At 72.8% G+C, this 26,176-nt stretch carries 20 protein-coding genes, 2 tRNA genes, 1 other RNA gene and 2 pseudogenes; 8 read left to right on the top strand and 17 right to left on the bottom strand.

Annotated features, from left to right (window positions below):
• Positions 1–127 precede the first annotated feature (127 nt).
• Positions 128–595, bottom strand: a complete 468-nt coding sequence (locus ABZ721_RS16030) for a GatB/YqeY domain-containing protein (RefSeq protein ID WP_358789220.1) — start codon at positions 593–595, stop codon at positions 128–130.
• 305 nt (positions 596–900) lie between these two features.
• Between ABZ721_RS16030 and ABZ721_RS16025 the strand changes: the two genes are divergently transcribed.
• The 6 genes from ABZ721_RS16025 (at position 901) to ABZ721_RS16000 (ending at position 5,095) form a co-directional block, all read left to right on the top strand.
• The gene (locus tag ABZ721_RS16025; RefSeq protein WP_358789219.1) at positions 901–1,830 is read left to right on the top strand and encodes a hypothetical protein; all 930 of its coding nucleotides are present in this window, start codon (positions 901–903) and stop codon (positions 1,828–1,830) included.
• Complete coding sequence (locus ABZ721_RS16020) at positions 1,827–2,660, top strand: alpha-L-glutamate ligase (protein ID WP_358789218.1); 834 nt, start codon at positions 1,827–1,829, stop codon at positions 2,658–2,660. Before ABZ721_RS16025 ends, ABZ721_RS16020 begins: the two co-directional genes overlap by 4 nt.
• Entirely contained in the window at positions 2,627–3,577 is a 951-nt protein-coding gene (locus ABZ721_RS16015) for a metallophosphoesterase (RefSeq protein WP_358789217.1), read from the top strand. Before ABZ721_RS16020 ends, ABZ721_RS16015 begins: the two co-directional genes overlap by 34 nt.
• 64 nt (positions 3,578–3,641) lie before the next feature.
• Positions 3,642–3,715: transfer RNA gene (locus ABZ721_RS16010), tRNA-Pro, on the top strand.
• A 171-nt stretch (positions 3,716–3,886) separates the two neighbouring features.
• Positions 3,887–4,729, top strand: coding sequence for a methyltransferase domain-containing protein (locus ABZ721_RS16005; RefSeq protein WP_358789216.1), 843 nt, complete (start codon positions 3,887–3,889; stop codon positions 4,727–4,729).
• A 42-nt stretch (positions 4,730–4,771) separates the two neighbouring features.
• Positions 4,772–5,095 carry a DUF6191 domain-containing protein gene (locus ABZ721_RS16000; RefSeq protein WP_358789215.1) on the top strand — a complete coding sequence of 108 codons (324 nt, stop codon included), beginning with the start codon at positions 4,772–4,774 and terminating at the stop codon, positions 5,093–5,095.
• A 6-nt stretch (positions 5,096–5,101) separates the two neighbouring features.
• Here the strand turns inward: ABZ721_RS16000 and ABZ721_RS15995 are convergent, their stop codons facing one another.
• Positions 5,102–5,764, bottom strand: a complete 663-nt coding sequence (locus ABZ721_RS15995; RefSeq protein WP_358789214.1) for a class I SAM-dependent methyltransferase — start codon at positions 5,762–5,764, stop codon at positions 5,102–5,104.
• 84 nt (positions 5,765–5,848) lie between these two features.
• Here ABZ721_RS15995 and ABZ721_RS15990 point away from each other — a divergent pair, with 84 nt between their 5' ends.
• On the top strand, positions 5,849–7,633 hold the full coding sequence (locus tag ABZ721_RS15990) for a prolyl oligopeptidase family serine peptidase (protein WP_358789213.1): 1,785 nt from the start codon (positions 5,849–5,851) through the stop codon (positions 7,631–7,633).
• A 19-nt stretch (positions 7,634–7,652) separates the two neighbouring features.
• Here the strand turns inward: ABZ721_RS15990 and ABZ721_RS15985 are convergent, their stop codons facing one another.
• From ABZ721_RS15985 to ffs, 10 genes are all read right to left on the bottom strand, one after another.
• Complete coding sequence (locus tag ABZ721_RS15985; RefSeq protein WP_358789212.1) at positions 7,653–8,504, bottom strand: SURF1 family protein; 852 nt, start codon at positions 8,502–8,504, stop codon at positions 7,653–7,655.
• Between the two features lie 209 nt (positions 8,505–8,713).
• Complete coding sequence (locus ABZ721_RS15980; RefSeq protein ID WP_358789211.1) at positions 8,714–9,886, bottom strand: hypothetical protein; 1,173 nt, start codon at positions 9,884–9,886, stop codon at positions 8,714–8,716.
• A gap of 23 nt (positions 9,887–9,909) precedes the next feature.
• A complete protein-coding gene (locus ABZ721_RS15975; protein WP_358789210.1) occupies positions 9,910–10,473 on the bottom strand; it encodes a SigE family RNA polymerase sigma factor in 564 nt (187 codons plus the stop codon).
• Between the two features lie 392 nt (positions 10,474–10,865).
• Positions 10,866–11,975 (bottom strand): aspartate-semialdehyde dehydrogenase, encoded by a 1,110-nt coding sequence (locus ABZ721_RS15970; protein WP_358789209.1) that lies wholly within the window; start codon positions 11,973–11,975, stop codon positions 10,866–10,868.
• Complete coding sequence (locus ABZ721_RS15965; RefSeq protein WP_358789208.1) at positions 11,972–13,246, bottom strand: aspartate kinase; 1,275 nt, start codon at positions 13,244–13,246, stop codon at positions 11,972–11,974. The genes ABZ721_RS15970 and ABZ721_RS15965 overlap by 4 nt, the downstream gene beginning before the upstream one ends.
• A 484-nt stretch (positions 13,247–13,730) precedes the next feature.
• Positions 13,731–14,453, bottom strand: a complete 723-nt coding sequence (locus ABZ721_RS15960) for a DUF5063 domain-containing protein (RefSeq protein WP_358789207.1) — start codon at positions 14,451–14,453, stop codon at positions 13,731–13,733.
• The gene (recR, locus tag ABZ721_RS15955) at positions 14,446–15,045 is read right to left on the bottom strand and encodes a recombination mediator RecR (RefSeq protein WP_358789206.1); all 600 of its coding nucleotides are present in this window, start codon (positions 15,043–15,045) and stop codon (positions 14,446–14,448) included. The genes ABZ721_RS15960 and recR overlap by 8 nt, the downstream gene beginning before the upstream one ends.
• A gap of 63 nt (positions 15,046–15,108) precedes the next feature.
• A complete protein-coding gene (locus tag ABZ721_RS15950; protein WP_358789205.1) occupies positions 15,109–15,441 on the bottom strand; it encodes a YbaB/EbfC family nucleoid-associated protein in 333 nt (110 codons plus the stop codon).
• Between the two features lie 118 nt (positions 15,442–15,559).
• Positions 15,560–17,821, bottom strand: a complete 2,262-nt coding sequence (locus tag ABZ721_RS15945) for a DNA polymerase III subunit gamma and tau (protein WP_358789204.1) — start codon at positions 17,819–17,821, stop codon at positions 15,560–15,562.
• A gap of 17 nt (positions 17,822–17,838) precedes the next feature.
• Positions 17,839–17,935, bottom strand: an RNA gene (gene ffs, locus ABZ721_RS15940) — signal recognition particle sRNA small type.
• A gap of 72 nt (positions 17,936–18,007) precedes the next feature.
• On the opposite strand from ffs, the gene ABZ721_RS15935 reads away from it, so the two are divergent.
• Positions 18,008–18,092, top strand: a tRNA-Ser gene (locus tag ABZ721_RS15935).
• Positions 18,093–18,166: 74 nt separating this feature from the next.
• Here the strand turns inward: ABZ721_RS15935 and dacB are convergent.
• The 5 genes and pseudogenes from dacB to ABZ721_RS15910 form a co-directional block, all read right to left on the bottom strand.
• On the bottom strand, positions 18,167–19,768 hold the full coding sequence (gene dacB, locus ABZ721_RS15930) for a D-alanyl-D-alanine carboxypeptidase/D-alanyl-D-alanine-endopeptidase (RefSeq protein ID WP_358789203.1): 1,602 nt from the start codon (positions 19,766–19,768) through the stop codon (positions 18,167–18,169).
• Between the two features lie 191 nt (positions 19,769–19,959).
• Positions 19,960–22,569: a SpoIIE family protein phosphatase gene (locus tag ABZ721_RS15925; protein WP_358789202.1), complete on the bottom strand. Its 2,610-nt coding sequence runs from the start codon at positions 22,567–22,569 to the stop codon at positions 19,960–19,962.
• Between the two features lie 210 nt (positions 22,570–22,779).
• Positions 22,780–23,907 (bottom strand): annotated as a pseudogene (locus ABZ721_RS15920) (ATP-binding SpoIIE family protein phosphatase); the annotation flags it as partial.
• A gap of 231 nt (positions 23,908–24,138) precedes the next feature.
• Positions 24,139–24,588 (bottom strand): annotated as a pseudogene (locus ABZ721_RS15915) (ATP-binding cassette domain-containing protein); the annotation flags it as partial.
• Positions 24,589–24,815: 227 nt separating this feature from the next.
• Complete coding sequence (locus tag ABZ721_RS15910; RefSeq protein WP_358789201.1) at positions 24,816–26,120, bottom strand: mannosyltransferase family protein; 1,305 nt, start codon at positions 26,118–26,120, stop codon at positions 24,816–24,818.
• Between the last annotated feature and the right edge of the window lie 56 nt (positions 26,121–26,176).

Genomic DNA, 26,176 nt, shown 5'->3' with positions numbered 1-26,176 from the left:
AAACCAACCTTTTAAACATCATACACCACCCCCCCCTCTCTCTCGTTTTCCGGCCGCTGCCGGGGCTTGTCCGCGGGCCCCCCCCGCCCGGCCCCCCGCCCCTCGTCAGTTGCCGCGGCAGTCGCTCTCAGCCGGCGAGCTGCTTCTTCACCTCGGCCGCGACGCGGCCGCCCTCCGCGAGGCCGGCGACCTTCGGGTTCACGATCTTCATGATCGCGCCCATGGCACGCGGCCCCTCGGCGCCGCCCGCCCTGGCCTCGGCCACGGCGGCGCTGACGATCCCGACCAGCTCCTCGTCCGAGAGCTGCTTCGGCAGGTACGCGTCGAGCACCTCCCCCTCGGCCAGCTCGCGCTCGGCCTGGGCGGGACGGTTGCCCTGGGCGAAGGCTTCGGCCGCCTCGCGGCGCTTCTTCGCCTCACCGGCGATCACCTTGAGCACCTCGTCGTCGGAGAGCTCACGGGCGGTCGTGCCCGCGACCTCCTTCTTGGTGATGGCGGTCAGGGTGAGGCGGAGCGTGGCGGAGCGAAGTTCGTCGCGGCTCTTCATGGCCGTGACGAGGTCGTCGTGGAGTCGCTGCTTGAGCGTGGTGGTCATGCCGTCGAGTCTCGCACCCGCACGGCAGTGCTGCCGCCCATTAACGTCCGGGGAGCGACCGAAGCGGCCCGCCCGGACCACGCCCGGACAGGCATCCGCACCCCGTCCGCACCCCGTCCACGTCCCATCGACGTCCCGTCGACGTCCCGTCCGGGTCCCGTCCGGGTCCCGAGGGCGTCCCGGAGCCGTCTCGGAGCGGTACCGGAGCGGTACCGTGCGGCGAAAGACACGACGCCCCGTGGCATCCTGTTCGGTCACAGCTCTGCCGGACGGATCGGCGGACGTCCGGGGGGCAAGGGGACCAGATGAGGCTCTGTTTCCTCGTCGAGGAGCACTACCGTCACGACGGCATGCCCCTCGACGTGGTCGCACAACTGGCCGCCTGGGGACACCGGGTGGACGTCATCCGCCCCGGCAGTTCCCTCCTCCGGCTGTCCGAGTTCTCCGAACTGTCCGGGCTCTCCGCCGCGGTGCGCTCGGGCGCGCACGACGCCTGGGTCCTCAAGACGGTCTCCGGCGGCCCCGGCCTGACCCTCCTCGAAGGCGCGGCGGCACTCGGTCTGACCACCGTCAACGACGCCCGCGCGATCCGTACGGTCCGCGACAAGGCGCTCACGGCGCTGATCGCGCAGCAGCACGGCCTGCCGATGCCGGTGACGTACGCGGCGGCCACGCCCGAACTCTTCGCGACCGTCCCCCAGGAGCACTTCCCGCTCGTCGTGAAGCCCGCGGCGGGCAGCGCGGGGCGCGGGGTGCGGCTGGTCCGCACGCCGGACCGGCTGACGGGGCCGGACGGCGACGGAACGTCCCCCGGCCCCGACGACGTCGGCCTGCTCATCGCCCAGCCGTACGTGCCCAACTCGGGGACGGACCTGAAGGTGTACTGCGTCGGCGGCGAGGTGTTCGCGGCGGTCCGGGCCTCGCCGCTGCGCCCGGAGCTCGCGGTGGACGAGCGGCTCGTGCCGCTCCCCCGCGAGGTGGCGGAGCTGGCGGCCGAGATCGGCGCCGTCTTCGGCCTGGACCTGTACGGATTCGACGTGCTGCTCGGGCCCGACGGCCCGGTCGTCGTCGACATCAACGACTTCCCGAGCTTCCGGAAGGTGCCCGACGCGGTCGCCCGGGTGGCGCGGGCCGTCCTCGACCTGGCTAGGGCGGGCGGCGCGACCCAGCACCCCGGGCACGGCACGTTGCGCCCGGAGACCGTGGACTTCGTCCCGGCGCAGGCCGGCACATGACGGCCTCGCCGCCAAGGGTCTGTTTCCTGACGGACAAGCCGGACCACCCCCTACTGACCTCCACAGCAGCCCTCCTGACGCGGGATCACAGAACCCGGGTCTCCTTCGCCAACCCGGCGACACTGGCGGAGAGCGGTGACGAGCCGGCGGACGTCTACCTCCTCAAGTCGCACACGCCGCAGGCGATCCGGCTCGCCCGGACCTTTGAGCGGCGCGGAGCGCGCGTCGTCAATTCGGCGGCGGCGACCGAGCTGTGCCAGGACCGCGTCCTGATGGCGGAGACCGCGCTGGCCGCGGGCCTGCCGTTCCCCGTGACCCGGGACGTCGTGCCCCTGTCACGGATCACCGCGCCGCCGCCGTCGGGTCACCCGTTCATCGTCAAGAGCCGGGCGAACCGCCGCGGGGACGTCGTCGCCAGGATCGACACCGCCGATGACCTGCGGGAACTCGCCCGGAAGTGGCCGGACGAGCAGGTCGTCGTCCAGGACTACACAACGGGCGACGGCTGGGACCACAAGCTGTGGGTGATAGCGGGAAGGGTCTTCACAGCGGTCCGGCCGTCCCCTCTGGAAAAGCGAATAAATACAACAAATCACCCACCTCCACCCCGGGAGGCCATGGACCTGGCGCGGCGGGCGGGCGAGGCCTTCGCCCTCGATGTCTACGGCGTGGACGTCATCACGGACGCGGCCGGGAGACCGCTGATCGTCGACATCAACGCCTTTCCCGGCTTCCGCGGCGGCGAGGGCGCGCCACAGGCCCTGGCGGCCCTCATCTCATCTGCGACGATGGACGCATGCGAGCGCGATACGGAGTTCCCCTCGGTGTGACGGCAGTCGGCGCGGCCTGTGTGGCCTATGCGGCCGGAATCGAACCGCGGGCCTTCCGGCTGCGCCGCTTCGACGTCCCGGTGCTGCCCGCCGGAATGCGGCCGATCAGGATCCTGCAGGTCTCGGACATCCACATGGTCTCCGGCCAGAACAGGAAGCGCCACTGGCTGCAGTCCCTGGCGGGCCTGCGCCCGGACCTGGTCGTCAACACGGGCGACAACCTCTCCGACCCGGAGGGCGTCCCCGAGGTCCTGGACGCGCTCGGACCGCTGATGGAGTTCCCCGGCGCGTACGTCTTCGGCTCGAACGACTACTACGGCCCCCGCTTCCGCAACCCGGGCCGCTACCTCCTGGAGAAGTCCCGGCGGCAGCACGGACTGAACGGCAAGACGGACCCGGTCACCAACGTGGTCCGCAACCCGTGGGGCGACCTGCGGGACGGGTTCGACGCCGCCGGCTGGGTGGGCCTGAGCAACACCCGCGGCCAGCTGAAGCTCGACGACGGCATCCAGCTCGCCCTGACCGGCCTCGACGACCCGCACATCAAGCGCGACCGCTACGCCGCCGTAGCCGGCGGCCCGGACCCCGCCGCGGACCTCAGCCTCGCCATCGTCCACGCCCCGTACCTGCGGGTCCTGGACGCCTTCGCGGCCGACCGCTACCCCCTGATCCTGGCCGGCCACACCCACGGCGGCCAGCTCTGCATCCCCTTCTACGGCGCCCTCGTCACCAACTGCGACCTGGACACCCAGCGCGTGAAGGGCCTCTCCACCCACACCGCGGCCGGCGAACGCTCCTACCTCCACGTCTCCGCAGGCTGCGGCGCCAACCGCTACACCCCCGTCCGCTTCGCCTGCCCCCCGGAGGCCAGCCTCCTCACCCTGACCCCCAGAACCCCGGGCCACCCCACCCCCTGAGGCACCCCCGAGAAACCGGATTTCGTCTCCGGCTCCCGGTCCGCTAAAGTAAACCTCGTTGCACCGGGGTGTGGCGCAGCTTGGTAGCGCGCTTCGTTCGGGACGAAGAGGCCGTGGGTTCAAATCCCGCCACCCCGACTGGTGACACTGCAGTTCAGGGCCCTGATTATCATTGATGATCAGGGCCCTGACTCGTTTCCGGGGACGCACCGCGGGGGTTTCCCGGGGCGGAAAAGCCCGCGCCCTTTCTCCGGCCCTCACCTACAGTCGCTGCGGCGGGGGCCGCTGGGCTGAGCTGGGAGATGGTTTATGGGTCGGGTTGAGGACATTGCGGGGGCCATGGCGGCCGCTGTGGGGCATCTTGGGGTGCAGCGGGATCAGACGCGGTTTCGGGTGGGGCTCGTGGACGGGTGGGGGATTCCTGCCGGGGCCTCCGTGCTGGAAGTCGGGTGCGGGCAGGGGGACATGACTGCCGTGCTCGCCGACGCCGTCGGGCCGCAGGGGCGGGTGGTCGGGGTGGATGTCGCGGAGCCTTCGTACGGCAGTCCGGTCACGTTGGGGGAGTCCGCGGCGTTCCTGGCGGCGGGGCCGCTCGGGGCGCGGATCGACATCCGGTTCGGCGTCGACGTGCTGGACGAGGCGGTCACGTTCCCGGACGACGCGTTCGACTACGTCGTGCTGTCGCACTGCTCCTGGTACTTCGCCTCCCTCGACCAGCTGCGTGCGACGCTGACCCGCGTCCGGCCGTGGGCGCGGCGGCTGTGCTTCTCCGAGTGGGATCTGCGCCCGCGCAGGGTGGAGCAGCTGCCGCATCTGCTGGCCGTGCTCGTGCAGGGGCACGTCGAGGCGGTCGGGGCGCGCGGTGAGGGGAACATCCGGACGCCGTTCTCGCGCGAGGCGCTGCTGCGGATCCTCGCGGAGGCCGGGTGGCGGGTCGCCTCCGAGCTGGACGTCGACACGACGGGCTTGCAGGACGCCGACTGGGAGGTGGACGCCGCGCGGCGGATGGCCGGCTCCGATCCGCGGTTCGCGGACCTCTCCCCGCTGGCGCGGGGCTTCCTCACCAGCCAGCTCGACGTGCTCGGCTCCCTGGCCGTCGACAAGGGCAACGCGCCCCTGCCGTCGTACGCCCTCACCGCGGATCGGGCCTGACCGGCTCTCGCCCTCCGGGGCCCGGTGGGGGATGCTCGGGGAATGGCTGTCCTCTTCTTCATGACGCTGCCGGGCCTCGTGGTCCTGCTGACGGTCGCCGCGTTCGTCGACCAGGCGATGCTGCGGGCCGGACGGGCCGGGATGCTGCCCTGGCGCGGGGCCGGGCGGCAGGGGCAGGTGGCGTCGACGGGGTTCGAGCTGCTGCACGCGACGCTGTCGGCGGGCAAGCAGGAAGAGCTCAAGCAGCGCAGGACGTCGCTGGTGCTGCGGGACGAGGAGGGCGACGGGGCGCCGCCCCGCTCCCGGGTCGACCTCGACGGCGGCACGGCCGTTCTCCGGGTCCCCTCCCACCGCCGCGCTTCCTGATCGGCATCAGCTCGGAACCTCGCGCGTCGCCCGCAGCGAGTACATCAGCGGCACGTGCGCGTGCGTCCCGTCGTGCTCGTGCAGGAAGTCCAGGCGCAGGCCGGTGGCGGCGACGGCCGTGACGACGTCGCCGAGCGTGTGCTGCCGCCCCCAGCCTTCGAGGTCGTCGTCGGCGACCAGCGAGCTCGCCAGCGGATGGAAGTCCGCGAGGTACAGGAACCCGCCGGGTGCGACGAGAGCTGCGGCCGTCTCGGCCCAGCGGACCAGGTCCGGGAGGCGGCAGAGGACGCCGGGGCCGGTGTAGACGATGTCGTAGGCGGAGTCGGGGGCGGCGTCGGCCGCGTCGTACACGTCGGCGGCGACGAAGGAGGCGCGGTCCGGCGGGAGGCCGAGGTCGGCGGCCAGGTCGCGGGCGGCCTCGACGGCGGACTCGGAGGAGTCCAGCCCGACGACCCGCGAGGCGCCGTGACGTGCCCACGCGAGGGCCTCGTGGCCGAGGCGGCACTGCAGGTGCAGCAGTGACCTCCCGGTGACGGGACCCAGCTCCGCCGCCTCGAAGGGGCGGACCATGTCCTCGCCGGCCCGGAAATCCTCCAGGTCGTCGTGTTCGCTCGCGGCTCTGGAGGGGAGGTTCTCGAAATTCTCGTCCCACCTGGCACGTTTCGTCACTCGTCAGCCCGCCGGGGCCCTCGTGTCCATGAGGAGTGACCCTAGTCGGGGTGAAGGCGCCCGGCCATCGGGTTTGATGGAGCCATGAGTGATGTCACGGCTGCCATGCCGGAATGGGAAAAGCGGTTCCGGGCGCCTCGGGTGGGGCTGCCGGAGTGGGCGGAGGACGCGCCGCAGCGCTGCCTCTTCGTATCGAACGCGACCGGCACGTACGAGCTGTACGCCTGGGACCGGACCACGGGCGAGCGACGCCAGGTGACGGACCGGCCGAACGGGACGACGGACGGCACGCTGTCCCGCGACGGCGAGTGGGTGTGGTGGTTCTCCGACACCGACGGCGACGAGTTCGGGGTGTGGATGCGCCAGCCGTTCGGCGGCGGCGAGGACGAGCCGGCCACGCCCGGCCTCGAACCCGCGTACCCGGCCGGTCTGGCGCTCGGCGCGGACGGAACCGTCGTGATCGGCCGGTCGACGGACGACGAGGGCACGTCGGTGCACGTCGTGCGGCCGGGCGCCGCGCCGGTCGAGATCTACCGGCACGCGGAGTCGGCCGGGATCGGCGACCTGTCGGAGGACGGCACGCTGCTCGTCATCGAGCACACCGAGCACGGCGACGCGATGCACGGCGCGCTGCGCGTGGTGCGGCTCGACGGTTCGACCGTCGCCGAGCTGGACGACTCCCGCGGCGGCACCGAGGAGCTCGGGCTCGACTGCCTCGGCTTCGCGCCGGTGGCCGGCGACACCCGGCTGCTCGTCGGGCACCAGCGCGCCGGGCGCTGGCTGCCGATGGTGTGGGACGTGCTGACCGGTGAGGAGACGCCGCTGGCGATCGACCTGCCGGGCGACGTCTCCGCCGAGTGGTATCCGGACGGCTCCGCGCTGCTCGTCGTGCACTCGTACCAGGCGCGCAGCGAGATGTTCCGCTACGACCTGGCCGGCGGCGGGCTCGACCGGCTGGAGACCCCGCGGGGCACGGTGAGCAACGCGACGGCGCGCCCCGACGGTTCGGTGGAGTACCTGTGGTCGTCGGCGGAGCAGCCGTCGGTCGTGCGGTCCACGGCGGGCGGGATCGTGCTGGAGGCGCCGGGGCTCAAGGCGCCGGCCTCGGTGCCGGTCGAGGACGTCTGGGTGGACGGCCCCGGCGGGCCGGTGCACGCCCTCGTCCAGAAGCCCGAGGGCGAGGGGCCGTTCCCGACGGTCTTCGAGGTCCACGGCGGCCCCGCCTGGCACGACTCCGACGCCTTCTCGGCCGGACCGGCGGCCTGGGTCGACCACGGCTTCGCCGTCGTCCGGCTCAACTATCGCGGCTCCACCGGCTACGGGCGGGAGTGGACGGACGCGCTCAAGCACCGCGTCGGGCTGATCGAGCTGGAGGACGTCGCGGCGGTCCGCGAGTGGGCCGTCGGCTCGGGGCTCGCCGACCCGGCGAAGCTGGTGCTCTCCGGCGGCTCGTGGGGCGGCTACCTGACGCTGCTGGGGCTCGGCACGCAGCCGACCGCCTGGACGGCGGGGCTCGCGGCCGTTCCCGTCGCCGACTACGTCACCTCGTACAACGACGAGATGGAGGCGCTGAAGTCCCTGGACCGCACGCTCTTCGGCGGCTCGCCCACCGAGGTTCCCGAGCGCTACGAGGCCTCGTCGCCGATCACGTACGTCGAGCAGGTGACCGCGCCGGTGTACATCTCGGCGGGCATGAACGACCCGAGGTGCCCGATCCAGCAGATCGACAACTACGTCGAACGGCTGGTGGCGCTGGGCAAGGTCCACGAGGTGTACCGGTACGACGCGGGACACGGCTCGCTCGTCGTCGAGGAGCGGATCAAGCAGGTGCGGCTGGAGCTGGCCTTCGCCATGAAGCACGCGCTCTGACCCGGATTGCCGGCTCGCCTCAGTCGCCGGGCAGGGCTTCTTCCAGCTTGCCCGGCGACTCCGCGGGGACCGCCTGGTCCTGGTCCGGGACGAGGCCAAGGGCCGTGTCCTCGCGCAGCTCCGCCTCGCGGCGCACCAGCCGGAACCACATGAAGACGACGAAGCCCGCGAAGACGAACCACTCGCCGGTGTACCCCAGGTTCTGGAAGGCCTTGAGGTCGAGCCCGGAGTTGCTGGGCGCCGCCGGAGGCACCGCCCGGAGCGGCGCGGTGGCGTCGGTGACCGTGATCCAGCCGCTGTAGACCTCGTACGGCAGCACGTTGACGAGCGACGCGGCGCTGATCATCCCGAGCTGCCCCGGCGGCAGGCCGCCGGCGGAGTGGACGCCCTGGGTGCCGGTGTTCTCGGGCGCCTGGAGGGCGCCGGAGACGGTGACGTCGCCCGCGGGGGCCGCCGGGATGCCGGCGGGGTTCGCGGACGAGGCCTCGCCCGGCAGCCAGCCGCGGACGACGGGCAGGGCCGCGCCCCCGTTCGTACGGAGCGGGGTGAGCACGTAGAAGCCGGTGCGGTCGCCGAGGTCGCGGCCGGGGACCAGGAGCTGGTGAGCGGTGTCGTAGCGGCCGGTCGCGGTGACGGTGCGGCCGGTGGTGTCCTGCGTGACCTGCGCCGTCGTGTCGGGGAGGACGGCGGCGAGCGGGGCCGGGGCGGCGGACGCGGCGGCCTTCGGCGCCTGCTCCGCGACGTGGTGGCTGTTCATCCGGTCCTCGAAGCGGCTCAGCTGCCAGCTGCCCATGAAGACGCAGAACGGCACGGCGAGCACGACGAAGAGGTGGACTCCCACCCAGCGCGGGGTCAGCAGAAACCGGTACACGCCTCAACGGTACGGGGAGCGGGGCGGATGGCCGCCACCGGGCCACCTGCTCCCGGGCACCTGCTCCCGGAGCGCGTGTGCTCCCGGGCCACCTGCTCCCGGCCACCTGGGCTCCCAGGGCACCTGTGCTCCCGGGGCAGCTGCTTCCCGGCTCACGGGAGTGGGCACCCGTGACCGTGGGCGGACACCCGCTCCCGCCCCCGCCCCCGCTACTGCGGCGCGAGCACCGTCGTCTTGTAGATCGTCCCCGCGCACGCGTCCGGAATCGTCGCGTCCGCCACCGCCGGCGCGCCCGCCTCCGGCGTATGGCTGACCTCGACGCTCGCCGGGCCGGGCGACGGCGGCTCGTCGGCCGCCGCCGGGGTGTTCTCCGAGGCGCTGGTGCCGTTGTTGGAGCTGCTGCCGGTGGCCCCGCCGACGGTGCTCGGCGTGGGCGTCGGGGTCGGCGTGGTCGCGCACCCGTTGGGGCCCGCGGTGTCCGGCACCCAGGCGAAGCGGACCTCGTACGTGTCGCCCGGTTCGAGGATCAGCGGGGCGGCCGAGACGTCGGGCAGGCCGGTGGCGGGATCGCCCGTCGTGTGGTTCAGGACCTGGATCTTCGACGCGTCGGCGCCGCCCTGCGCCACCACGGTCAGGGCGCCGCCGCCCTTGACGACGCAGCCCTTCGCCGAGACGTTCGCGACCCGGAACCAGCCGTACACGTTGCCCTTGGCGTCCGGGGCGTCGGTCTTGCTCGCGCCGCTGCCGAGCTGGGAGCGGGCGCAGGCCGGGGCCGTGCGGCCGGTCGGGCCGGTGGGCGTCGCGGCGACGGTGGCGCCGGGCGCGTTCGTGGGTGTGGGCGTCGGGGACGGGGTCGCCGACGGGGTGGGCGTGCTGCCCCCGCCGGGCCCGGTGTCGGCCGGGCCGCCCGTCTCGTCCGGGTCGCTCTCCCCCGCGCCGCCGGTGTCCTGCTGCGGCTCGTTGGGGTTGGCGGCGCCGGCCGCGGTGGTGTCCTGCTGGTCCGCGGTGTTGGCGGCGTGCAGCAGGGCCGGCACGGCGGTACACGCCAGCAGGAACGCGGCGGCCGCACCGGCCACCGCCTGGCGGCGGCGCGTGCGGCGGGCCGGAACGGCGTGCCGCAGATGGTCGAGCGCGTCGGGGGCGGGCTTGAGGCCCGCCACCGCGTCCTGCATCAGCCGGCGCAGCGCCAGCTCGTCGAAGCCCGCTCCGGAACCGGCGGGCGCCTCGCCGCGCCCCGCGGTCGGTCCACCGGGGCCGGTCGGACCGTCGGGGCCGGCCGCCGGCCCGTTCGGGTCTTCGCGAAAGTCGCCGCGGGAGTCGCGGGAGTCGCGGGAGTCGCGGGAGTCGGGAGATTCGGGGAGTTCGGAGTTCTCTGGATCCATGCCACGTGAGTCGTAGGGGGTGGTCATACGGTCGCCTCCATCGCGATGCGAAGCGCCGCGAGGCCACGGGAACCGTACGCCTTCACCGAGCCCAGGGAAATTCCGAGCGTTTCGGCGACCTGGGCCTCGGTCATGTCGGCGAAGTAGCGCAGCACGAGGACCTCGCGCTGACGGCGCTGGAGTGAACGCATTGCGGACTTGAGCTGGTCGCGCTCCAGGATCTCGTACGCGCCCTCCTCCGCACTCGCCATGTCGGGCATGGGCTTGGAGAGGAGCTTGAGACCCAGGATGCGCCGCCGGAGCGCCGACCTGGAGAGGTTGACCACCGTCTGCCGCAGGTAGGCGAGGGTCTTCTCGGGGTCGCGCACGCGGCTGCGCGCGGAGTGGACGCGGATGAAGGCCTCCTGGACGACGTCCTCGCAGGAGGCCGTGTCGTCCAGCAGCAGCGCGGCGAGGCCGAGCAGCGACCGGTAGTGGGCACTGTAGGTCTCGGTGAGGTGGTCGACCGAGGTGCCGACGGCCATGGCGGCCTCAGTACCCAGCTCGGACGGCACGCGCACGATCGGCCAGGGCGCTATCACGGGCATCCCGCCGGGAGTACGGGCCCGGCCGGCCGTACGGGAGGGCGTACGCGAGCGCGGCACGCGTGTCGGAGCTCCGCTCCGCCCCAGTGCCGTCTCGATACCCAGTGCCTCTGCCACGACTGTTGGACACGCGTCCCCCCGTCAGGGTTGTACGCGCAAGGCTTCGCCTTTGATCCGGCGCCGAACGTCCCCATGCGTACCCACTCTTCCCCAATGCGCCCATTTGCCCCAGGCGCGAACCCGCGCCTGCCCAACTCCCCCGGCACGCAGCACATTAGGGCAGTGCGCTGACACAAAGACGCTCCCCGTCTACTGCCGGTTGCAGTGGCCAGGGAGCGAATTGTCCATTGGCGACGGATCCACTTCAAGTGGTCCAGACCAAAGAGTTGATCACATCATGTGTGCGAACCCACGAACTCGGCCGCCACGACCTCGGCGATCTGTGCAGTGTTCAGGGCAGCGCCCTTGCGCAGGTTGTCCCCGCACACGAAGAGTTCCAGCGCGTTCGGGTCGTCCATCGAGCGCCGTACGCGGCCGACCCAGGTCGGATCGGTGCCCACCACGTCGGCGGGGGTCGGGAACTCGCCCTGGGCGGGGTCGTCGGTCACGACGACGCCGGGAGCGTCCCGCAGGATCTCGTGCGCCTTCGCCACGGTCACCTCGTTCTCGAACCGCGCGTGCACCGACAGCGAGTGCGTCGTGACGACCGGCACCCGTACGCAGGTCGCGGTGACGCGCAGCTCCGGCAGGTCGAGGATCTTCCGCGACTCGTCCCGGACCTTGAGCTCCTCCGAGGACCAGCCGTCCTCGCGCAGCGAGCCCGCCCACGGCACCACGTTGAGCGCGAGCGGGGCCGGGAAGGGACCGAAGTCGCCGACCGTGCGCCGCACGTCGCCCGGCTGGGTCCCCAGCTGGGTGCCGGCGATCTTGGACAACTGGTCGCGCAGGGTGTCCACGCCGGACTGGCCGGCGCCGGAGGCCGCCTGGTACGAGGAGACGATCAGCTCGCTCAGCCCGAACTCGGCGTGCAGCGCGCCGATGGCCACGATCATGGACAGCGTCGTGCAGTTGGGGTTGGCGATGATGCCGCGCGGGCGCATCCGGACCGCGCGCGCGTTCACCTCCGGCACCACCAGCGGGACGTCGGGATCCATCCGGAAGGCTCCGGAGTTGTCCACGACGACCGCGCCCTTGGAGGCGGCGATCGGCGCCCACTGGGCGGAGACCTCGTCCGGGACGTCGAACATCGCGACGTCGACGCCGTCGAAGGCCTCCTCGTTCAGCACGACGACCTCGGTCTGCACGCCGCGCACGACGAGGCGGCGGCCGGCCGACCGCGCGGAGGCGATCAGCCGGATCTCACCCCACACGTCCTGGCGGGTGGAGAGCAGCTCCAGCATCACCGTGCCGACCGCGCCCGTCGCCCCGACGACGGCCAGGGTCGGCTTGCGCCGTCCGGCGGCGTCCGACGGGCCGCGACCGCCGTCGGACGGCCCGCGGCTCATCGTCCCGTACCGCCGTAGACGACGGCTTCGTCGCTCTCGCTGTCGAGTCCGAAGGCGGAGTGCACCGCCTGGACGGCCGGCTTCACGTCGTCGGCGCGGGTGACCACCGAGATGCGGATCTCGGACGTCGAGATCAGTTCGATGTTGACCCCGGCGTTCGACAGCGCCTCGAAGAAGGTCGCCGTGACGCCCGGGTTGGTCTTCATCCCGGCGCCGACCAGCGAGATCTTGCCGATCTGGTCGTCGTAGCGCAGCGAGTCGTAGCCGATGCGGTCCTGTGACCGGGTGAGCGCGTCCATCGCCTTGCGGCCTTCGGCCTTGGGGAGGGTGAACGAGATGTCGGTGAGGCCGGTGGCCGCCGCCGACACGTTCTGGACGACCATGTCGATGTTGACCTCGGCGTCCGCGATGGCCCGGAAGATCGTCGCCGCCTCGCCCGGCTTGTCCGGCACACCGACGACCGTGATCTTGGCCTCGGACGTGTCGTGCGCAACCCCGGAGATGATCGCCTGCTCCATCGGCTTGCCTCCTTGCGGTGCTTCGTTGCTCACCCAGGTCCCCGGCAGGCCGGAGAAGGACGAGCGGACGTGGATCGGGATGTTGTAACGACGGGCGTACTCGACGCAGCGGTGCAGCAGCACCTTCGAACCGGAGCTGGCCAGTTCCAGCATGTCCTCGAAGGAGATCCAGTCCATCTTCTGGGCGCGCTTGACGACCCGCGGGTCGGCGGTGAACACCCCGTCGACGTCCGTGTAGATCTCGCACACCTCGGCGGCGAGCGCGGCGGCCAGCGCCACCGCGGTCGTGTCGGAACCACCGCGGCCCAGCGTGGTGATGTCCTTCTTGTCCTGGGACACGCCCTGGAACCCGGCCACGATCGCGATGTTGCCCTCGTCGAGCGCGGTCCGGATGCGGCCCGGCGTCACGTCGATGATCCGCGCCTTGTTGTGGACGGAGTCGGTGATGACCCCGGCCTGGCTGCCGGTGAACGACTGCGCCTCATGACCGAGGTTTTTGATCGCCATCGCCAGCAGCGCCATGGAGATCCGCTCTCCGGCGGTCAGCAGCATGTCGAACTCCCGACCGGCGGGAATGGGTGACACCTGCTCGGCGAGATCGATCAGCTCGTCCGTCGTATCGCCCATCGCGGACACCACGACGACGACCTGATGGCCGTTCTTCTTGGTGTCGACGATTCGCCGGGCGACGCGCTTGATGCCTTCAGCATCGGCGACGGAGGAGCCTCCGTACTTCTGCACGACAAGGCCCACGTGCGCTCCTCGGGAAGGTCTGGAACTGCGGTCGGCTCAGTCTAACGAGCGGGCCGGGGCGGCCTCCGCAGTACCGGATATTGAGACAGGTGGCCCACTCGGTGGGCCCCCTGCCCAGGACAGAACGGAACAACCCCAGATCAGGCACCGGATGCGTGCCCGGAGGGGGCGTCCCAATATCCGGCTTGGGGGGTGGCTGGGTTGGGCGGCGAGGGTCAGTCGGGCGCGTGGGTCGGCCGGTCCGGGGCCGGGCGGCGGACGGGTCAGTCGATCCCGGGCAGGATCGGCGGGCGGGTCGGCCGGTCCCGGGCCGGGCTGGCGGGTCGGCCGATGGCGGGTCGGACTGGCGGGTCAGCCGGTCCCGGGCCGGGCTGGCGGGTCGGCCGGTCCCGGGCGGCGGCGGGCTCAGCCGGTCGCGGGCAGGGCGTACGGCCGGCCGGCCGATCGCGTAGTGGGCAGGCGGGCGAGTGGTCGGTCGGTCGGGTCAGCCGGTGGCGGGCTGGGCGCGGGCGCTCAGCGGGGTGCCCAGCTCGGCCGCCATGACCTTGCCGGCCTCCTCGGCCAGCCGCTCCTCGTCGTCGGCCGAATCGTCCGTGTCCAGGCCGTCCAGCTCGTCGAGCGGGCTGTCCAGGCGGACGTGGGCGACCAGGGACTGCAGCGCGCGCAGCGAGGCGCTGGCCGTCGGCCCCCAGTTCGACAGGTACGAGAACTGCCACCACCACAGCGCCTCGCTCACCCGTCCCGCGCGGAAGTGCGCGAGTCCGTGCGTGAGATCGGTCACCACGTCGGCCATATCGTCCGAAATCCGGCACGCGACGGGCGTACTGCGCGGTACATAGGGGTCGAAGACCTCCGAGTACACATCGATCGGCTCCAGCAGCGCCGCGAGGTGCTGGCGCAGCTCGTCCGCGTCCGGCTCCGGGCCGATGTCGGGCTCGTAGCGCTCGTCCGGGACGATGTCCTCGTGCGCGCCGAGCCGGCCGCCGGCCAGCAGCAGCTGGGAGACCTCGAGCAGCAGGTACGGAACCGCGCTGTCCGGGTCGTCGCCCTTGGCGACCTCGCGGACCGAGAGGATGAAGCTCTCGATCTGATCGCAGATCTGGACGGCGAAGTCGTCGGGTTCCTGGACGTTCGGATCGTTCAGGTCACGCTGCGGAGAGCCCGGCGCGCCCTTCGGGTCCTGTGCGGTTACCGCGGTGTCAGACATCGAGCAGTCGTCTCCCTTCGAAGGCACGACCCAGCGTGACCTCGTCGGCGTACTCCAGGTCTCCCCCCACGGGCAGACCACTGGCCAGTCGCGTCACCTTCAGCCCCATGGGTTTCACCATGCGGGCCAGGTACGTAGCGGTCGCTTCACCTTCAAGGTTGGGATCCGTCGCCAGAATCAGCTCGGTGACGGTGCCGTCCGCGAGCCGCGCCAGCAGCTCGCGGATCCGTAGATCGTCAGGACCGACGCCCTCGATGGGGCTGATGGCGCCGCCCAGCACGTGGTACCTGCCGCGGAACTCACGGGTCCGCTCGACCGCGACGACGTCCTTGGGCTCCTCGACCACGCAGATCACCGCGAGATCGCGGCGCGGGTCACGGCAGACCCGGCACTGGTCGTCCTGCGCGACGTTTCCGCAGACGTTGCAGAACCGCACCTTGGCCTTGACCTCGGCCAGCACGTGCGCCAGGCGCCGCACGTCGGCCGGGTCGGCCTGCAGGATGTGGAAGGCGATCCGCTGCGCGCTCTTGGGACCCACGCCGGGCAGCCTGCCCAGTTCGTCGATGAGGTCCTGAACCACGCCTTCGTACACGGGGCGCCTTCCTTGGGTCGTCGCTTACTGTCGTCGCTTACACCGGTCGGTGGTGTCGGTGGACTAGAACGGCAGACCGGGCATGCCGCCCAGCCCCTGGGCGAGCGGACCGAGCTTCTCCTGCTGGAGCTCCTGCGCGGTCGCGTTCGCGTTGTGCACGGCGGCGACGACCAGGTCGGCCAACGTCTCCGTGTCATCAGGATCGACTGCCTTGGGGTCGATGACCAGCCCCCGGAGCTCACCGGCACCGGTCACCGTGGCCGTCACGAGCCCGCCGCCCGCGGAACCCTCGACCTCCGCCTCGGCCAGCTCCTGCTGGGCTGCCGCCAGGTCCTGCTGCATCTTCTGGGCCTGCTGAAGCAGCTGCTGCATGTTGGGCTGACCACCGGGGATCACGTGTTCACTCCTGCCTCACGACAACGTTGCGGGGTAGGGCGAGCCTACGTGCTCGGACGGCCCTGCGCCCTACGCCGTACGGAGGAGCGGACGACGTGACGCGGAACACTGGGTAACGTCAGTCGTTCGGAATCTCCTCGATCACTGTCGCACCCATTTCGCGCACGAACAGCTCGTATCCGGACAGCGGCGATTCGACCAGATCCACGTCGTCATCCTCGGGGATGTCGTCCTCGAGGGGCGGCGGCGTCTCGTCCGACATCAGCCGCGGGCCCTGGGGGCGGCCGGGGGCCGCCTGGGGGGCGGCGTGGGCCTCCGGCGGGGCGGGCTGAGGTGACGGTGCCGGGGCGGAGGCCGGGGCCGGCGCGGGGGCCGGGGTGTACGCGGCGGAGGGGGCGGGCGGGGGCGTGGGGGCCGCTGGGGCCTGCGGGGCGGGCGGGCGGGAGCCGCCGCCGGACGATCCCCCGCTTCCGGATCCGCTGCCACCCGACGGGTCGACGATGGCCTCGATCCGCCACTCGACGCCCAGCGCGTCGACGATCGCCTGCTTGAGCACGTCCTCGCTGCCGCTGTTGGCGAAGCTGTTACGCGCCCCGGGGTTGTCGAAGCCGAGCTGCAGCGTCTGCCCGTCGAAGCCCGCCACCTGTGCGTTGTTCAGGAGGAGCATCCACGTCAGCCGGCGGCGGTTCTTGACCGCCTCCAGGATGTCCGGCCACATCTGCCGCACGCGCGTCGAGTCCCCGGCGAACCCGGACGCGGCCGCGGGGGCTGCGGATCCGGCAGGCGGGGGGGTCGGAGCGGCGGGGGCAGGCGGGGCGGCGGCCGGGGCGGCCGTCGGCCAGGCACCGGGGCGGGCGGCCTCGGCGGGCGGCGGGGCACTGGCGGCAGCCGGTGCGGTGGCGGCCGTCGGCCAGGCGCCGGGCCGCTGCCGGGCACCGCCGTCGGAGGGCGCCGGGACGGCGGCGGGAGCGGGTTCCTGCTGCACGGGGGCCTGGGCGCTGGCCTGTGCCGGAGCCTGTACGGGGGCCTGTACGGGGGCCTGCTGAGGTGCCGGAGCCGGGCGCCCACCGCCACCGCCTACGGCCGCGCGAACGGAAGCCGCGCCACCGGTGCCGGGCCCAGTAGCTGCGGGGGCGTGATCGGCGTGCGCGGGCTGATAGGCGAAGTCCGGCACCTGGGCGGCGCCGGGGGCGAAGCCCCGCCGCTCCAGCCGGTCCAGCCGGGCCTGCAGGGACCGCTCGTCGTCGTACGCCGCCGGCAGCAGCACCCGGGCGCAGATCAGCTCCAGCTGCAGCCGCGGCGACGTGGCACCGCGCATCTCCGTCAGCCCGGTGTTGACCAGGTCCGCGGCGCGGCTCAGCTCGGCGGCGCCGAAGACCGACGTCTGGGCGCGCATCCGCTCGATGACGTCGCTCGGGGCGTCGATGAGCCCCTTGTCGACCGCGTCGGGCACCGCGGCGATGATCACGAGGTCGCGCAGCCGCTCCAGCAGGTCCGCCACGAAGCGCCGCGGGTCGTGGCCGCCCTCGATGACGCGGTCGACCATCTCGAAGACCGCGGCCCCGTCGCCTGCGGCGAACGCGTCCACCACCTCGTCGAGCAGCGCCGCGTCCGTGTAGCCGAGCAGCGCCGTCGCCATGGCGTACGTCACACCCTCGGCGCCCGCGCCCGCCAGCAGCTGGTCCATCACGGACATCGAGTCACGCACGGAACCCGCGCCGGACCGGACCACCAGCGGATACACGCCGTCCTGGACCGGAATGTCCTCCCGGGCGCAGACCTCCGCGAGGTAGTCCCGCAGCGTGCCGGGCGGGACGAGGCGGAAGGGGTAGTGGTGGGTGCGCGACCGGATCGTGCCGATGACCTTCTCGGGCTCGGTCGTCGCGAAGATGAACTTGAGGTGCTCCGGGGGCTCCTCGACCACCTTCAGCAGGGCGTTGAAGCCCTGCGGGGTGACCATGTGCGCCTCGTCGATGATGTAGATCTTGTACCGGCTGCCCGCCGGCCCGAAGAACGCCTTCTCCCGCAGGTCACGCGCGTCGTCCACACCACCGTGCGACGCCGCGTCGATTTCGATCACGTCGATGGACCCCGGCCCGTTCCGCGCCAGGTCCTGGCACGACTGGCACTCCCCGCACGGCGTCGGCGTCGGCCCCTGCACGCAGTTCAGACACCGCGCCAGGATGCGGGCGCTGGTCGTCTTCCCGCAGCCGCGGGGCCCACTGAACAGGTACGCGTGATTGACCCGGTTGTTGCGCAGCGCCTGCTGCAACGGGTCGGTTACGTGCTCCTGCCCGATGACCTCGGCGAAGGACTCGGGACGGTAGCGGCGGTACAGAGCAAGGGACACGCCTACGAGGATATGGGGGCCCACTGACATCCGACGCCCCCGAAAAACGCAAAGACCCCTCACGCACCCGCCAGAGCCCACCTACCCTTGCTGCCTTCCGGCCCTGGGGGAGTTCAGCGAGATAGCGCCACGTGAGGGGCTGCACACAGCGTACCCGATCGGATCACCCACTTACGAGTTCGCGAGCACCCCTCCGAGTCTTGTAGTGTTCGTCGCGGAGGATTCGCCTAGTGGCCTAGGGCGCACGCTTGGAAAGCGTGTTGGGGGCAACCCCTCACGAGTTCGAATCTCGTATCCTCCGCCGGCTGAAGGCCCGGACCGCAATGCGGTCCGGGCCTTCGTCGTGGGCGGGGTCCGGGCTTCCTCCGGTACGGGTCAGGGGCGGGTCCTGGTTTCTGCTTGCTGTTGCAGGAGGCCCGCGATGCGGGCCAGGTCGTTGCCCAGGTCGATGATGCCGTTGATGTTCGGGGTGGAGGCGCCGTTCACGGCCAGGTAGAAGGTGTTCAGGCGGCCGTGGCCCGCGGCGAGGTAGCCGCCGATGGTGAGGCCGCCGACGGCCAGCCGCTGGTTGACGGCGTCGAAGCCGACCGCGGTGCCGGTTTTCGCCCACACCTTGCCCTTGCCCGGGCAGGTGGGAGAGCCGTCGCAGACCCAGGCCAGTGAGCCGTCCACGCCCATGATCGGCAGCGCCTCGCGGAAGCGGTCGGCCTCGGGGGTCGTCTGCCAGTAGTGCAGGAGCTCGTCCTCCACCCGCGGGGTGACCCGGTCGTTCGGGTCGCCGCCGCGGCCGTCGAGCAGCTGGACCTGCGTCGGATCGATGCCGGCCGTGCGCAGGAAGTCGCGGAGGACGGGGAAGCCGTCCTCGCACCGGTGGCTGTCCGCTGTCACGGCCATCAGGCAGATGGCGAGGTTCGCCCCGAGGTTGTGGCTGACCTTGAAGATCAGCTTCGTGTACTCGGCGAAGACCGGCGACTCGTACGCGGCGACGCGCTGCGTCCCGTCGTAGGAACGCGGCAGCAGGCCGGCCGGGTTGGGGCCGGTCGGCCGGGCGGTGACCGTGACGCCCGCCCTGGCGAGCGCCTCGATCAGGGCCGTGCGCCCGAACGCGGCCGGGTCCTTGACCGCGGAGACGCGCAGCACCGGCTCGGCGCCGGCCGCGATCGTCCCGGACAGGCCGATGCGCGTGCCGTCCGGCGAGGTGGTGACCGCGATGCTCGTCGCACCGCCCGCCGGGACCGTCTTCACGGTCGACGTCACCTGGTACGGCGCGACCTGGGGCCGCCAGCTGAGCTGCGCGGGGCGGCCGGCGGTCGTGGGCGTGGTCAGCAGGTCGATGACGTTGTCGTTGATGATGAGCGGGGTGGGGCTCGGGTTCAGCTCGGGGGCCGAGGCGGCGGTGAAGAGCCGGGAGTCGACGGCGACGTCGCCCTGGACCTTGGTGATGCCCGACGTGCGCACCTGGTGGGCGATCGTGTCGAGCCCCGCGAGCGGGTTCTCGGGGGTGAGCGTGGCGCCCGGGACGTCGTTCGCGTAGGTGTGGTCGATCGCGGTGTAGTCGACGGAGCCGTCGGGCTTCGTGCGCCCGCCCATCGTGAGGTCGCCCTGCGCGACCAGCGCCAGCGAGCCCTTGAGGACGCCTCCGGTCCGGCGGCCGACGGCCTGCACGGGAGTGGTGAAGCGGTGGTCCCCGCCCAGCGCGTGCCAGGCGCCCGAGACGCTGATCAGTTTGGCCGTCGAGCCGGGGATGAAGAACTGGTCCGGGTAGTTCGCGTGGACGACGCGCCCGGTCTGGCCGTCGACCTCCAGCCAGCCCCACTGGGCGTGCTCGTAGGCCGGCTTGCCCATGATCGCCGCGATCTCCGGCCCGAGGTCGTCACGGTGGCCGGGCGGCGGCGCAGCGCCCACGGTCGCGACCACGGCCATCACCGTGGCGACGATGCCGGCCCAGGTGCCGCGGCCTCGCGGAATCGATCTCATGAACCCTCCAGTGCAGGGCCGGCGCACTGGCCGACGTCTGACGGTCAATCAGCACGGGAGGCATACCGTGCCGCCACCGTCCGTCGAACGTCCCAGCGATCCGTTCACCCGTTTGGACCGGCACCGGGTGCGGGGCGGCCTTGCCCGTGTGCGGGGCGGCCTTGCCTGTGTGCGGGGCGGCGCGGGGCGCGCTACCGCTCCGGGGCGAACGCCGTGAGCAGCAGGGCCACGTCGTCGGCGCGGTGGGTCGAGCGGCGGGCGGCGCTCAGCAGGCGGTCGGCGAGTTGCTCCAGGGAATTCGCGTCGGCGTGGGCGAGCGAGACGCGCAGGCGGTCGATGCCCTCGTCGATCGACGTTCCCGGCTCCTCCACCAGGCCGTCCGTGTACAGGGCGAGCACCGACCCCGGCGGCGGCAGCAGCTCGCTGACCGGGTACTCCGCGAGCGGGTCGACGCCGAGCAGCGCGCCGCCCGGGCACTCCAGGACCTCCGTGCGGCCGTCGGCGTGCCGCAGCAGCGGCGGGAGGTGGCCGGCGCGCGCGATGACCGCCCGCCCCGCCGTCCGGTCCAGCTGGATCAGGCAGCAGCTGGCGAGCAGCCCGGGGTCGAGGTCGGCCAGCAGCCGGTTGGTGCGCACCAGCACCTCGTTCGGCTCGCAGCCGCTGGTCGCGAAGGCCCGTACCGCGCTGCGGAGTTGGCCCATGGTCGCGGCGGCGGCGACGCTGTGGCCCTCGACGTCGCCGATGACCAGGCACAGCCCCTGCGCGGTGTCGATCGCGTCGTACCAGTCCCCGCCGATCTCCATGCTCTGCGTCCCCGGCAGGTAGCGGGCCGCGATGGTCACGCCCGGCACCTTGGGCAGCCGGTGCGGCAGCAGCGCGTTCTGCAGGCCGCGGGCGAGGGCGAACTCGGTGTCGTAGAGGCGGGCGCGCTCCAGTGCCTGGGCGATCAGGCCGCCCAGCGCGGTCAGCACCCCGCGCTCCTCGGTCGTGAAGGGGTGCGGCTCGTCGAAGCCCAGGATGCAGCTGCCGACGGGGTGGCCGGAGGCGATCAGCGGGAGGAAGGCCCAGGCGCACATCTCGTCGAGCGGTATCCCGGGGTAGGCGCGGGACAGCTCTTCGACGGACGCGAAGAAGATCGGCGCACCCGTGCTCAGCGCCTCCACGCCGGGCAGCCGGGCCCCCATCGGCGTGCCCTCGAAACGGTCCAGGAACGCCTCGGGGTAGCCCACCTGGTGGGCGAGGTTCAGGCGGTTCCCGGTGACGACGTAGATCGCCAGCTCCTGGCCGCCGAAGGCCGGCAGTATCTGCTCCGCGACGGCCGTGCACACCTCGCGGACGGTCACGGCCTGGGTCAGCGTGCTGGCCAGCTGCAGCAGCCGGTAGATCGCCCCGACGCCGGCCCGCCGGGCGGGCGTCGGCGGCTCGAAGGCGGCGGGTGGGGGCGACGGCGGCGGAGTCGACGGCCGCGCACGCGACGGCCGCGCGGTCGGTGTCGACCCCGATGCGCGCGGGGCCGATGAGGGCTCCCCCGTCGACCGGGTCGACGTCGGCCGGGGCTCGCCCGGTGCCCGGGAGGGCCCCTCCGCCGGCCCCCGCCCGTTGCCCGCGAGGGGCCCGGCCGCCGGGATCACCGTGCCGGTGACCCCGTGCGCGTCCGGGTAGAAGGCGAAGGCCAGCCAGCGGTCGGGCGGGCGGCAGGCCAGGTACGTGGTGGACTGCCGGGAGATCATCGCCGCCCGGTGGCGGTCCTCGTACGCGGGGTCCGAGAGCCATCCGAGGCAGTCCCACAGGTGCCGCCCGAGCATCTCCTCGCGGTGGGCGCCCAGCAGCAGCTCGGCGCCGAGGTTCGCGTACGTGATCCGGCCGTCCGGGTCGAGCGAGAAGATCCCCTGCCGCAGCCGTTCGACGGCCTCGGCGGCGGCGACCCCGCTGCCGGTGTCCAGGACCGTGCCCACCAGATGGTCCGGGGCCCCACCGCCCACCGGCTCGGACGCCCGGGCCCGCACCTCGACGGTTCGCGACCGGTTGCCCCCGGCCGTCACCCGCAGCCGCATGGCCAGCACCCCGCCCTCCAGCAGCGCGCCGCGGGCGGCCGTGCAGAAACCCGGCAGGTCGTCGGGGTGGAGCTGGGCGGCCACGGTCTCGGCCCGGCCGTCGAACCGGTCCGGCGTCCGGCCGAGGATCGCGCACAGCTCGTCGTCGGCGGAGAGGGCGCCGGTGGAGAGGTTCCAGTCGAACAGCCCGAGCCGGATCGCCGTGCCCGGCGCCGTGGGCAGCTCGACCACGGCCGCGTCGCCCCCGCCCTCCACCCGGTCTCCCCCGGCCGCCAGCTCCGCGAGCTGGCCCCCCAGCCGGTTGGCCGAGGTCCGCAGGTGCCGGCGGGCGGACGCCGGCAGGCCGGTGGACGAGGGCGTCCACAGCGCGCACAGCACCCCGTAGGTTTCCGTGCCGGAGATGATCGGCGCGCAGACGGACGCGAACGAGTACGGCAGGCCCACCAGCAGCTCCGGAAAGCGCCGCAGCGTCTCGTCCGTCCCCGACAGGCAGACGCTGCGGCCGGTCCGATAGGCCATCGGGGCGGGCAGCTGACCGCGCACCGAGATGCGGCGGAAGGCGCCCAGCGCCGACACCGGGACGCCCGAGACGGTGCTCAGCACCAGCGAGCGCCGGTCACGGGAGCGCAGGTACACCAGGCAGCTGTAGGCGTCGGTGTCCCGGAGCACCTTGCGCACGGCCGCGGCGAGCAGGTCGTCCCGCTCCTGGTTCGCGGCGGGCGGCCGGACGCGCAGAGCGTCGTCCACCGGGGTCGGCGCGGGCGCGGGAGGGCGTGCGGGGGGCGGCTGGGACGGTTCGGGCCCGCGTCGGAACCGGCGGACACCATCCGGACCGATCCCGGTGCGCGTTCCCGCGGTACTGCCGGTCACTTGCGTCCCTCGCGGGTCCGCCGGCACGCCCTGGCGCATCTCTTCTCTGTACGCCCGCCCACCAGGGGTGTCAAGGCGAAACAGGGGTCACGGAGTGCCGGAAGGGGCGGGAGCGCGCCCGGCCGGGAGGCGCTGCTCGGACCAGATGATCTTTCCGGTGGCGGTGTAGCGGGTGCCCCAGTGTTCGGCCAGTTGGGCGACGAGGAACAGGCCGCGGCCGCCCTCGTCCGTGGTGGCCGCGTAGCGCAGGTGCGGGGCCGTGCTGCTCGCGTCGGCGACCTCGCAGATCAGGGTGCGGTCCAGGAGCAGCCGGACGGTGATCGGCCCGGCCGCGTGGCGGATGGCGTTGGTGATCAGCTCGCTGAGGATCAGCTCCGTGGTGAACGCCAGCTCGTCCAGTCCCCACTGCTCCAGCTGCCGCAGCGCGGCGGCCCGTACGGCCGAGACGGCGGACGGCTCCGACGGTACGGACCAGCGGGCGACGCGGTCCTCCGGCAGCGCGCGGGCGCGGGCGACGAGCAGGGCGACGTCGTCCGTCGGCTCCGCCGGGAGCAGCGCGTCGAGGACCGCGTCGCAGGTCTGCTCCGGGTCGCGGTCGGGGCCCGCCAGGACGGTGCGCAGGAGTTCCAGCCCGACGTCGATGTCGCGGTCGCGGTCCTCGACCAGGCCGTCCGTGTAGAGGACGAGCTTGCTGCCCTCGGGCAGCACGTGCTCCACCGCCTCGAAGGGCAGGCCGCCCAGGCCCAGCGGCGGCCCGGCCGGCACGTCGAGGTACTCCACCGTCCCGTCGGGGCGGACGAGCGCGGGCGGCAGGTGGCCGGCGCGGGCCAGCTCGCAGCGCCGCGAGACGGGGTCGTAGATCGCATAGAGGCAGGTGGCGCCGACGGCGGGGGTCAGGCCGCCGCCCGGGACCCCGTCGTCCCGGTCCATCCGGCTCACGAGGTCGTCGAGGTGCGCCAGGAGGTCGTCGGGCGGCAGGTCCAGCATGGAGAAGTTGTGCACCGCCGTCCGCAGCCGCCCCATGGTGGCGGCTGCGTGCAGCCCGTGCCCGACGATGTCCCCGACGACCAGCGCGACGCGCGCGCCCGGCAGCGGGATGACGTCGAACCAGTCGCCGCCGACCCCCGCCCGCGCGGGCAGGTAGCGGGAGGCGACGTCGAGGGCGTCCTGGTCCGGCAGCCCGTGCGGCAGCAGGCTCTGCTGGAGGGTGACGGCCGCGGCCTGGTTGCCGGTGACGGCGGAGTCGATCTGCTCCTGGGTGGTGTACTTCGTGTCGAAGAAGCCGGTGTTGCGGCCGACCCGCAGCACCGCCACCCGGTCGGTGACCGCCCGGACCTCGTCCATCTCGTGGCTGACCAGGAGCACCCCGAGCCGCTGGTCGCGCAGCCGCTGCACCATGGCGAGGACCACGGCGGCCTGCTGCGGGCCCAGCGCGGCGGTGGGCTCGTCCAGGACGACGAGGGCCGGCTTCCCGAGCAGCGCACGCGCGATGGCGACGCCCTGGCGCTGCGCGGCCGAGAGCGAGGCGACCGGGACGCGCAGGTCGGGGATCCGGACGGACAGGACGTTGAGCAGCGCGCGGGAGCGCTTCTCCATCTCGACCTCGTCGAGCCGGAGGAACCGGCGCAGCTCGCGGCCCAGGAAGAGGTTCTCGACGGTGTCGAGGTTGTCGCAGAGCGACAGGTCCTGGTGGACGGCGACGATGCCCAGCTTCTGCGCGTCGAGCGGCGTGCGGAGGTCGACCGGCCGGCCCTTCCACTCGATCACCCCGCTGTCCGGCGGCGACACCCCGGCGATCACCTTGACCAGGGTGGACTTGCCGGCCCCGTTGGCCCCGACCAGGCCGACCGCCTCGCCCTCGTCGATCTCGAGGTCGACGTCGCTCAGCGCCTGCACCGCGCCGAACCGCTTGGAAGCCCGGCGCACGGCCAGCAGGGGGGTGCCTCTCGCCACAACTGCCTCCTACGTGCCCGGCCGACTCCCTGAGTGCACCGTGTCGCACTGGGGCGTTCGGATTCGCGATCGTAGAGGACATTGGCGCGGATCGTCCCCATCTGGATGATCCTTTGGCCGAACGGACAAGGAGCGCGGGGGCGCTGAAAGCGCGTCGGCTCGACGGTTCGTCAGCCCGCCCAGCGGCCCGAGGTGAAGGCGACGGCCAGGACGGTCATCAGGGGGGCGGACAGGCAAAGGTGGGCGGTGCGGAGCCAGGGGCGGTGGAGGGACCAGCGGGCGAGGCCGATCCACAGCGGCCACCACAGGAGGGTGGCGCGGGGGATGGACATGTACCAGTACGAGGTTCCCAGCGCCCAGAGGGTGAGCGCGATGTAGACCGCCTCCGGCCACCGCCGCCGCTGCAGGAGGCGGGCGAGGACGAGCAGGCCGAGCACCATGGCGACGAGTTCGGCCCGGAACATGAGGGCGTAGCCGGTGGTCTGGGTGTGGGAGAAGGCCGAGTCCCAGGTGTGCTGCCAGGCCTCCCACGGGGTGTGGAACTGCCGGTACCAGCCGCGTTCCTGCGCGTGCTTCCAGGCCATCCAGTCGCCCGTCCGGGCGTGCAGGTACCAGGTGTGGACGAGCGCGGGCAGGACCGGGACGGCCAGCCAGGGGAGGGTGCGCAGGTGTCGGCGGAGGTCGGTGGCGGCCGGGAGGCCGGTCAGGAACTCGGCGGCCAGGGCGGCCGCGAGGAACAGCCCGCTGATCCGGACGGTGGTGGCGCAGCAGGCCAGGACCGCCGCCAGTGGCCAGCGGCCCCGCTTGGCGGCCAGCCAGGCGGGCAGGGCGAACGCCAGGAAGAGGGCCTCGGTGTACCCGACGGCCAGGAACACCGCGCAGGGCGACAGGAGCAGGAAGAACACCGCGTGCTCACCCACCTCCCCCGCCTCCGCAGCCGCGCCGGCCGCTTCGGGGACGTGGAGGCGGGCTGTGCGGGCCAGGGCCAGGACGGCGACGGCCCCGGCGACGAACGAGATGAGCAGGCCCGCCACCGTCCAGTCGGGGACGACGGTGTGCACGGCGCGGAGCAGCAGCGGCAGGCCCGGGAAGAACGCCTCGCGGTTGTCGGGGGGCGCGGCGCCGTCGGGGTTGCCGAAGTAGCCGTACTCGGCGATGCGGACGAAGTACGACCAGTCCCACTGCTCCCACCGCGTGAGCAGCGGCGGTGCCTCCCTGGCGCGGCCGTCGCCGGTGAACAGCCAGCCGGTGCAGTAGGCGGTGACCCAGATGCCGAGCCGGGTGAGCGCGTAGAGCGTGAGCACCGTCCGGTCGGTGGCGCTGACGGCGCGGAGCAGCCGGCGCGCGGCCGAAGGCGCCGGCGGACGGCGGTCCCGCGGGCCGCCGCCGTCGCCCTTCCTGGGCGAGGGCAGCAGGCGTCGCGGGTCCACCGGGGCCTCGGCCCCCCGCGTCCGCGGGGCGGGTACGACGGACATGGTTCGGCTCCAGAGGGTGGCGGTGCGGGGGTTTCGGGCGTGCGGGATCGCCCGGT

The sequence above is a fragment of the Streptomyces sp. NPDC006733 genome, from assembly GCF_040636125.1.
In the GTDB taxonomy this organism is placed as follows: Bacteria; Actinomycetota; Actinomycetes; order Streptomycetales; family Streptomycetaceae; genus Actinacidiphila.
The sequence above is the reverse complement of the archived record's forward strand: the minus strand, read 5'-3'. Positions and strand labels throughout refer to the sequence as shown.